The 7,765-nt window shown below is 67.9% G+C and carries 8 protein-coding genes, 2 tRNA genes and 1 pseudogene; 5 read left to right on the forward strand and 6 right to left on the reverse strand.

From position 1 onward, the window contains the following. From VNR91_RS06535 to VNR91_RS06550, 4 genes and pseudogenes are all read right to left on the reverse strand, one after another. Positions 1-373, reverse strand: a pseudogene (locus tag VNR91_RS06535) (peptide chain release factor N(5)-glutamine methyltransferase); the annotation flags it as partial. Continuing rightward, positions 363-1,442: a peptide chain release factor 1 gene (prfA, locus tag VNR91_RS06540; RefSeq protein WP_325489966.1), complete on the reverse strand. Its 1,080-nt coding sequence runs from the start codon at positions 1,440-1,442 to the stop codon at positions 363-365. The pseudogene VNR91_RS06535 and the gene prfA, both read right to left, overlap by 11 nt. Beyond that, positions 1,439-2,719 (reverse strand): histidine--tRNA ligase, encoded by a 1,281-nt coding sequence (gene hisS, locus VNR91_RS06545; RefSeq protein WP_325489967.1) that lies wholly within the window; start codon positions 2,717-2,719, stop codon positions 1,439-1,441. Before hisS ends, prfA begins: the two co-directional genes overlap by 4 nt. A 147-nt stretch (positions 2,720-2,866) precedes the next feature. Further along, positions 2,867-2,940, reverse strand: a tRNA-Gly gene (locus VNR91_RS06550). A gap of 138 nt (positions 2,941-3,078) precedes the next feature. Between VNR91_RS06550 and VNR91_RS06555 the strand changes: the two genes are divergently transcribed. Next, the gene (locus tag VNR91_RS06555) at positions 3,079-3,279 is read left to right on the forward strand and encodes a hypothetical protein (RefSeq protein WP_325489968.1); all 201 of its coding nucleotides are present in this window, start codon (positions 3,079-3,081) and stop codon (positions 3,277-3,279) included. 71 nt (positions 3,280-3,350) lie between these two features. On the opposite strand, the gene VNR91_RS06560 is transcribed toward VNR91_RS06555, so the two are convergent. Next, positions 3,351-3,436: transfer RNA gene (locus VNR91_RS06560), tRNA-Tyr, on the reverse strand. Between the two features lie 156 nt (positions 3,437-3,592). Here VNR91_RS06560 and VNR91_RS06565 point away from each other — a divergent pair. From VNR91_RS06565 to VNR91_RS06575, 3 genes are read left to right on the forward strand one after another with little or no spacing between them, the layout of a single operon-like run. Beyond that, positions 3,593-5,203 carry a M20/M25/M40 family metallo-hydrolase gene (locus VNR91_RS06565; RefSeq protein ID WP_325489969.1) on the forward strand — a complete coding sequence of 537 codons (1,611 nt, stop codon included), beginning with the start codon at positions 3,593-3,595 and terminating at the stop codon, positions 5,201-5,203. After that, on the forward strand, positions 5,200-5,952 hold the full coding sequence (gene rlmB, locus VNR91_RS06570) for a 23S rRNA (guanosine(2251)-2'-O)-methyltransferase RlmB (RefSeq protein ID WP_325489970.1): 753 nt from the start codon (positions 5,200-5,202) through the stop codon (positions 5,950-5,952). The genes VNR91_RS06565 and rlmB overlap by 4 nt, the downstream gene beginning before the upstream one ends. A 14-nt stretch (positions 5,953-5,966) precedes the next feature. Further along, entirely contained in the window at positions 5,967-6,674 is a 708-nt protein-coding gene (locus VNR91_RS06575) for a hypothetical protein (protein WP_325489971.1), read from the forward strand. Between the two features lie 279 nt (positions 6,675-6,953). Here VNR91_RS06575 and VNR91_RS06580 read toward each other — a convergent pair whose 3' ends face one another. After that, on the reverse strand, positions 6,954-7,271 hold the full coding sequence (locus VNR91_RS06580; protein WP_325489972.1) for a 2Fe-2S iron-sulfur cluster-binding protein: 318 nt from the start codon (positions 7,269-7,271) through the stop codon (positions 6,954-6,956). A 66-nt stretch (positions 7,272-7,337) separates the two neighbouring features. Here VNR91_RS06580 and VNR91_RS06585 point away from each other — a divergent pair. Then, a partial coding sequence (locus tag VNR91_RS06585) for a DNA-3-methyladenine glycosylase 2 family protein (protein ID WP_325489973.1) occupies positions 7,338-7,765 on the forward strand: 428 nt, incomplete at its 3' end.

A 7,765-nucleotide genomic window follows, 5' to 3' on the forward strand; every position in this document is an offset into this window, starting at 1 on the left:
ACAGCGTGCCCGGCCCCGTCCCCAGATCGAGCACGCGCGCCGGCCCAGCCCGCCCGAAATGCGCCACCGCCGCCTCGATCAGCGTCTCGCTGTCGGCGCGCGGCACCAGCGCGCCGGGGCCGACCCGTAGCGCGATCGTCCAGAAATCGCGCGATCCGACGATATAGGCGACCGGCTCCTCCGCCGCGCGCCGCGCCGCCAGATCGGCGAAACCGGGCGGCGTCGGCGCGTCGATCAGCCTGCGCAGCAGCAGGTCGTCGCGCGCCACCCCCATCGCATGCGCCATCAGCAGTTCGGCATCGAGCCGCGCGGTGTCGGAAAAGGCGAACTGCGCGGCCGCCCAGGCGATCGCGCCGCGCGCGTCAGGCGGCATCCAGGCTCGCCAGCCGCTCGGCCTCATCCTCGGCGATCAGCGCGCCGACCAGCTCGTCCATCTCGCCCTCCAGGATCTCGGGCAGGCGGTGAAGCGTCAGATTGATGCGGTGATCGGTCACGCGCCCCTGCGGGAAATTATAGGTGCGGATGCGTTCGGAACGATCTCCAGAGCCAACCATCGCCTTGCGCGTGCCCGATCGCGCCGCCGCCAGCCGCTCGCGCTCGGCCTCATAGAGTCGCGTCCGCAGCACCTTCAGCGCCTTGGCCTTGTTCTTGTGCTGCGATTTCTCGTCCTGCTGGATCACCACCAGCCCGGTCGGCAAGTGGGTGATCCGCACCGCCGAATCGGTGGTGTTGACCGACTGCCCCCCCGGCCCCGACGAGCGATAGACATCGATCCGCAGGTCGCGCGCCTCGTCGATCTGGACGTCGACCTCCTCCGCCTCGGGCAGCACCGCGACGGTGGCGGCGGAGGTGTGGATTCGCCCGCCGCTCTCGGTCACCGGCACGCGCTGGACGCGGTGGACGCCGCTTTCGAACTTCAATTTGGCGAACACGCCCCGGCCCTCGACCGAGGCGACCACTTCCTTGAACCCACCGGCCTCCGACGATGAGGAGGAGATCAATTCGACCTTCCACCCCTGCGCGTCGGCATAGCGCTGGTACATGCGCAGCAGGTCGCCGGCGAACAGCGCCGCCTCGTCGCCGCCGGTGCCGGCACGGATTTCGAGCATCGCGGCGCGTTCGTCGGCGGCATCCTTGGGCAACAGCGCCAGCGCGAGCGCACGGTCGGCCGCCTCGAGCGCGGCGCGATTCGCGTGCAGTTCCTCCTGCGCCAGCGCGCGCAATTCCTCGTCGCCGTCGTGCGCCATGAAGGCGAGCGATTCGGCCTCGGCGCGCAGCCGCCGCACCTTGCCCGCCGCCTCCGCCACCGGCTCCAGCTCGGCATATTCCTTGGAGACCTGAACGAAGCGATCGCCGGCAAGGTCGCCGGTCGCCATCAGCGCCTGCAACTCGTCACGCCGCGCCTCGATCTGCGCGATCCGCTCGGCGGGGATGGTGGTCAACCGTTGCTACCCGACACGTGCTGATACTTTGCAGGCAATGCGTGAAGGACTTCTAGGAGCAATTTCATTGCGCGCTCGTGATCCTGAGTAACATCTACCAAATGAAGTTTCTCAAAATGGCCATCCGGGCGCACGAAAAGAATAGCTTGTGCCCCTTTACGTTTTGCAGCCTCAACGCGCTTTTTTGAGTTTCCGCGGAATCCAAGTTCGACTTGCCAACCCGCTCGCCTAAGAGCGGCAGCGATAAATTGTGCCTCATTCTCTTCCTCGCGATGATCAGGAACCACGGCGAGGAATCGTGACGCATCTTCTTTCGGCTCCGCAATCAACATCGCCAGCCGCTCGACCCCCGCCGCCCAGCCGACACCCGGCGTCTCCGGCCCGCCGAGCGATCCGATCAGCCCGTCGTAGCGCCCGCCCGCCAGCACCGTGCCCTGCGCGCCCAGCCGGTCGGTGACGAACTCGAACGCGGTATGGCGGTAATAGTCCAGCCCGCGCACCAGCCGGTCGTTGCGAGTCCACGCGACGCCGGCCGCGTCCAGCCCCGCCGTTACGGCATCGAAAAACGCCCGCGCGTCGGCGGTCAGGAAATCGTCGATCCCCGGCGCGGCATCGGCGATCGGCCGGTCGCGCGGATCCTTCGAATCGAGGATGCGCAGCGGATTCTTGTCGAGCCGGGTCAGGCTGTCCTCGGACAGGTCGCCGCGATGCGCCTCGAAATGCGCGACCAGTGCCGCGCGCCACGCATCGCGCGTCTCCGCGTCGCCCAGCGTGTTGAGCTGCAACGTCACGCCGTCGGCGATGCCCAGTTCGTGGAGCAACTGATCGGCCAGCGTCAGCAGTTCGACGTCCGCCTGCGGCTCGGCCGCGCCGATCACCTCGGCGTCGATCTGGTGGAACTGGCGATAGCGCCCCTTCTGCGGCCGTTCATAGCGGAACACCGCGCCCGACGTGACCAGCTTCAATGGCGCATATTGCTGCCAGCCCTCGGTCAGATAGGCGCGGCAGATGCCGGCGGTGAACTCCGGCCGGAGCGTCAGCGAATCGCCGCCGCGATCGGGGAAGCTGTACATTTCCTTCGACACGACGTCGGTGGTCTCGCCGATCGAGCGGGCGAACACCTGCGTATCCTCGAATACCGGGATGTCGACGCGCTGGAACCCGTAGAGCCGCCGCACGCGATCGAACGTGTCGAGCACATGCGCGAAGCGGCGCTGCTCCTCGCCAAAGATGTCCTGGGTGCCGCGGATGCGATTGGGGGTGGTGACGCGCGCCATGGGGCGGGCCTTTATGGCAAGGGGTTAAAAACACAACCGGGCGCGGCGGCGTCGCGGCGAAGCCGCGCCGTCGGTCGGCGCTGGATGCGCCGCCGGCCGGGCCGGCGCGGTTACTCGGATCAGCTTGTGCCAATCCTCGGCGCCGGCTGGAGCGGGTAACGGGAATCGAACCCGTGTATTCAGCTTGGAAGGCTGCTGCACTACCATTGTGCTATACCCGCCCGTGCCGGGCCAGAGCGCGGTAGCGCGAGACGCGGCGCGGTTCAAGATGACGCGATTGTCACCCCGCCGTCACCACCCGGCCATGCCGCCGCGCCGATGATGCCGCCATGGCCATTTCGGCCGAAGGAGAGATTGGCATGACCCGCAGCCTCTTGATCGCCGCCGCATCCGCGATGCTCATCGCCGGCGGCGCCCCCGCCGCCTTTGCCGCGCCGTGCAAGGACGCGCACGGCAAATTCATCAAATGCCCGCCGGCCAAGGCGGCGGCGAAGGTGCAGCGTTGCCGCCTGGGCGGCAAGTTCGCCAAATGCGGCACCCCCGGCGCCAAGCCGGCGTGACCGTATCGGGCGGTCGGCCCGTCCCAACCGGGCCGGCCGTCCGAGCCATTCGATGATATCGGAAAAGTTTTTGGTGGAAGGGGCTGGATTCGAACCAGCGTACACTTGCGTGGGCAGATTTACAGTCTGCTGCCTTTAACCACTCGGCCACCCTTCCACGAGCGGCGCCTTGAAGCGAGGGCGCCCCATGCCGAAGCCGCCCCCGCATGTCAACGCGGGCCGTGCGCGGTTTTTTCCGACTCGCGGCGCTTGTCAGCCCGCCCGCCGGCCAATAGCACCCCTATCATACGCAACAGAAAACAGGGGGATCGCCATGCGCCGCACCTTTGCCTTGGCCGCCACGTCATTGATCGCGCTCGCCGCGCCGGCCGCCGCGCAGGTCGACAAGACCCAGATCAACCGCATCATCGACGAAGGGACCAACCAGTCCGAAGCGATGACGACGGCCCAGTATCTGACCGACTTCATCGGATCGCGCCTGACCAATTCGCCGGGGATGCGCAAGGCGGAGGCATGGACCCAGGACAAGTTCCGCCAATGGGGCCTGACCAACGTCCACAAGGAAGGGTTCGACTTCGGCCGCGGCTGGTGGATCGAAAGCGCGTCGGTGCGCATGATCGCGCCGCGCCCGATCCAGCTCACCGCCATCCCGATCGCGTGGACGCCGCCGACCAACGGCACCGTCTCCGCCCCGGTGATCGTCGCCCCGATCACCGCCGAGCGCCATTTCGACGCCTGGCGCGGCAAGCTGGCGGGCAAGATCGTGCTGATCTCGCGCCCGACCGACGGCTCCGAACCGGGCAAGGCGCCGTTCCAGCGGCTGAACGGCGAGGATTTCGCCAAGCTCGATCAGTTCCGTCAGCCGAGCTATGATCCCGAAGCCGCCGACCGGCGCATGAAGCGGCTGGATTTCGCCAAGAAGCTCGATGCGTTCCTGAAGGCGGAAGGCGCGGTCGCCTATGCCACCGAAAGCTACCGCGACGGCAAGCTGCTCCACGGCGAGGGCTATCTGTTCACCCGCGAGGATACCCCCGCGGTGCCCGGCGTGCAGATCGCGGCCGAGGACTATCGCCGCCTGGCGCGCATCGCCAAGGTCGGGCCGGCGCCGGTGGTGGAGATCAACAGCAACGTCCATTTCGACGACAGCGACGTCCAGGCCTATAACGTGTTCGCCGACATCGCCGGCAGCGATCCCAAGGCGGGCTACGTCATGGCCGGCGCGCACCTCGATTCATGGGTGGCGGGCGACGGCGCGGTCGATAACGGCGCTGGCAGCGTGATGATCATGGAAGCCGCGCGCATCCTGGCGAAGATGGGCGTCAAGCCGAAGCGGACGATCCGCTTCGCGCTGTGGGCGGGCGAGGAACAGGGCCTGCTCGGCAGCCTCGCCTATGTCGAGAAGCATCTGGCGACGCGCGGCAACGGCGCCGACACCACCACCGGCCTCGCCCGGTTCATGGGCTGGTCGGGCCGCTGGCCGATCAGGCCGCTGCCCGGCTACGGCGATCTCGCAGGCTATTTCAACATCGACAACGGGTCGGGCAAGCTGCGCGGCATCTATGCGGAGAACAACCCGGCCGTGGTGCCGATCTTCAAGGAATGGCTCGCCCCGCTCGCGTCGATGGGCGCGACGCAGGTGGTGATCGGCAAGACCGGCGGCACCGACCACGTCTTCATGCAGGCGGTCGGCATTCCGGGCTATCAGTTCATCCAGGACCCGCTCGACTACGGCAGCCGGCTGCACCACTCCAGCATCGACACCTTCGATCATATGAAGGCCGACGATATCCGCCAGGGCGCGATCGTGCTGGCGACGGTGCTGCTCAACGCCGCCAACGCCGACAAGCCGCTGCCGCGCGCGGTGCCGGCCCAGCCGAAGGTGACCGATCCGTTCAACTACCCGGACCCGGACGAGGAACGATGAGCCGACGCGGCCATCGCCCGAGCAAGGCACCGGCGTCGCGCCCCCGATTCTGGGGTCGCCACCCGGTGACCGCCGCGCTCGCCAACCCCGAACGGGTGGTGCGCAAGATCTGGGGCACGCGGGAGGCGCTCGGCGCGCTCGGCCCGCTGCCCTCGACCATCCCGGTGACCTTTGCCGACGTCGCCGATCTGGCGCGGCTGGTGCCGTCCGACGCCCCGCATCAGGGGCTGGTGGCGGAGGTCGATCCGCTCGAGGACATCTGGCTGGGCGACCTGCTGGAACAGGGGCGCGACGACAATCGCCCGCTGCTGGTGCTCGACCAGGTCACCGATCCGCACAATGTCGGCGCGGTGCTGCGATCGGCGGCGGCGTTCGACGCGCTGGGCATCGTCACCCAGGATCGCCACGCCCCGCCCGAAAGCGGCGCGCTGGCGCGCTCGGCGTCGGGCGCGCTGGAGGTGGTGCCATGGGTGCGCGTGGTCAACCTGTCGCGCGCGCTGGAGGAGATGGCGGAGGCGAGCTTCTGGCGCATCGGCCTGACCGGCGCGGGCACGATGACGCTGGCGCAGGCGCTTGGCCCGGCCAAGATCGCGCTGGTGCTGGGGGCCGAGGGCGAAGGGATGCGCGCCAATACGGAGGCGCATTGCGACCAGCTTGCACGCCTGCCGATCTCGCCCAGGGTCGAAAGCCTGAACGTGTCGAACGCCGCCGCGATCGCCCTCTACGCGGTGGCGACGGCGGCGGGCTGAACCGGGGCCTGCCGATGATTCACCGCCTGAAATCGCTTGTGCTCGCGCTGGCCACGCCGCTGGTGCTGTGGGGCTGCGTGCTGACGCCGGGCAAGTTCGTGTCGACGCTGGACATCCGCGCCGACCGTAGCTTCGCGTTCAGCTATGTCGGGGAGGTCTACGCCGTCGACATGGGCAAGGAGCTGGGCAAGGGGCTGAACGACGGCGCGGATGCCGCCGAGGACGCCGCGACGCTCAAGCCCGCGTCGCTTCAGGGCGACGGCGCCACCGACGACAGCGAGGCCAAGAACCGCGCGATCGCCGAGGCGCTGGCGAAGGAGGCCGGCTATCGCAAGGTCGAATATGCCGGGGGCGGCAAGTTCCTGATCGACTATGCCGCGTCGGGCCGGCTGACCTATCCGTTCCTGTTTCCCTTCAGCAGCGATGCCGAGGTGATCTTTCCGTTCGTGATGATCGAGCTGCGCGGTGGCGATCGCGTGCGGGTCAGGGCGCCGGCATTCGGCGCCGATTCGTCGAAGAAGGGCATGACCGACAGCGGATCGGGCGCGGACAAGCTCGACGGCTCCTTCACCCTCACCACCGATGCCGAGATCGTCAGCCAGAACAACGAGAACGGCGCGGCGACCAGCGCGACCGGCCGGAGGGTCATCCAATGGCGCGCCACCCCCGCCACGAAGGACGCGCCGATGGCGGTACTGAAGGTGGCGCCGCTCGGAGCGTAGGAAGAGGGTTCCTACGAAGACGCGAAGACGCGAAGGAAAAAGAAGAAGAAAGAGGGTGTTCGCGCGGAGGCGCGGAGGTGTCGCGCCTGCCGTGCCAGCGGCTTTCAATCTTATCGCAGGTTCTCGAATAAGGTCCCGCTGGCGCGGGACTTTCCCCACACCCCACTCTCCGCGCCTCCGCGCCTCCGCGCGAACCAACTTCTTTTAATCTTCTGCCCGTCGTCGCGGCTTCGCGTGAACCTTGTACTTCGATCCGTCGCGCCCGAGCGCGACCCCGGATCAATCCTCCGCCGCGATCGTCACGCGCAGTCCGTCCAGCGCCTCGGTGAACTCGATCTGGCAGCCCAGCCGCGACGTCTCGTTCCGGTCGGACGACGAATCGAGCAGGTCGTTCTCGTCCTCGCTCATCGGCGACAGTTTGGCGGCAAAATCCGGGTCGACATGGACATGGCAGGTCGCGCACGAGCAGCACCCGCCGCACAGCGCGAGGAGTTCGTCGAAACCATTGTCGCGGATCACTTCCATCACCGACAGGCCCGCCGTGCCGTTGACCGCACGTTCTTGTCCATCGCGGGTGGTGACGATCAGTGTCGGCATGGCTATCTCCCCAAACTGGCTTTGCGTGCGCCATGCCGCGCGGCGCAGATGAATTCAAGGAAACCGATGGGCCTTTCCGCCGCACAGCTCCGCGCATCGCTCGATGCCCTCGCCGCGATCGAACCGGCGTTCGCCGGCGTGCTGGCCCGCGCGGGCTATCCCGAACCGCGCATCCGCGACCGGGGTTACGAGACACTGCTGCGCACGATCGTGGGGCAGCAGGTCAGCGTCGCTGCCGCGCAATCGATCTGGAACAAGCTGGAGGCGGGGGTCGGCGATCTCACCCAACCCCGCACCATCGCCGACGCCAGCGACGAGGTACTGCGCGCCGCCGGGCTGTCGCGGCAAAAGGCGAGCTACGCACGCAGCCTCGCTGACGAGGTGACCAGCGGGCAGCTCGACCTGACGCATCTGCCTGCCGACGACGAGGCAGCGATCGCGGCGCTGACGCGGGTCAAGGGCATCGGCCGCTGGTCGGCGGAAATCTATCTGCT

Source organism: Sphingomonas sp., from assembly GCF_035555815.1.
Classification (GTDB): domain Bacteria; phylum Pseudomonadota; class Alphaproteobacteria; order Sphingomonadales; family Sphingomonadaceae; genus Sphingomonas.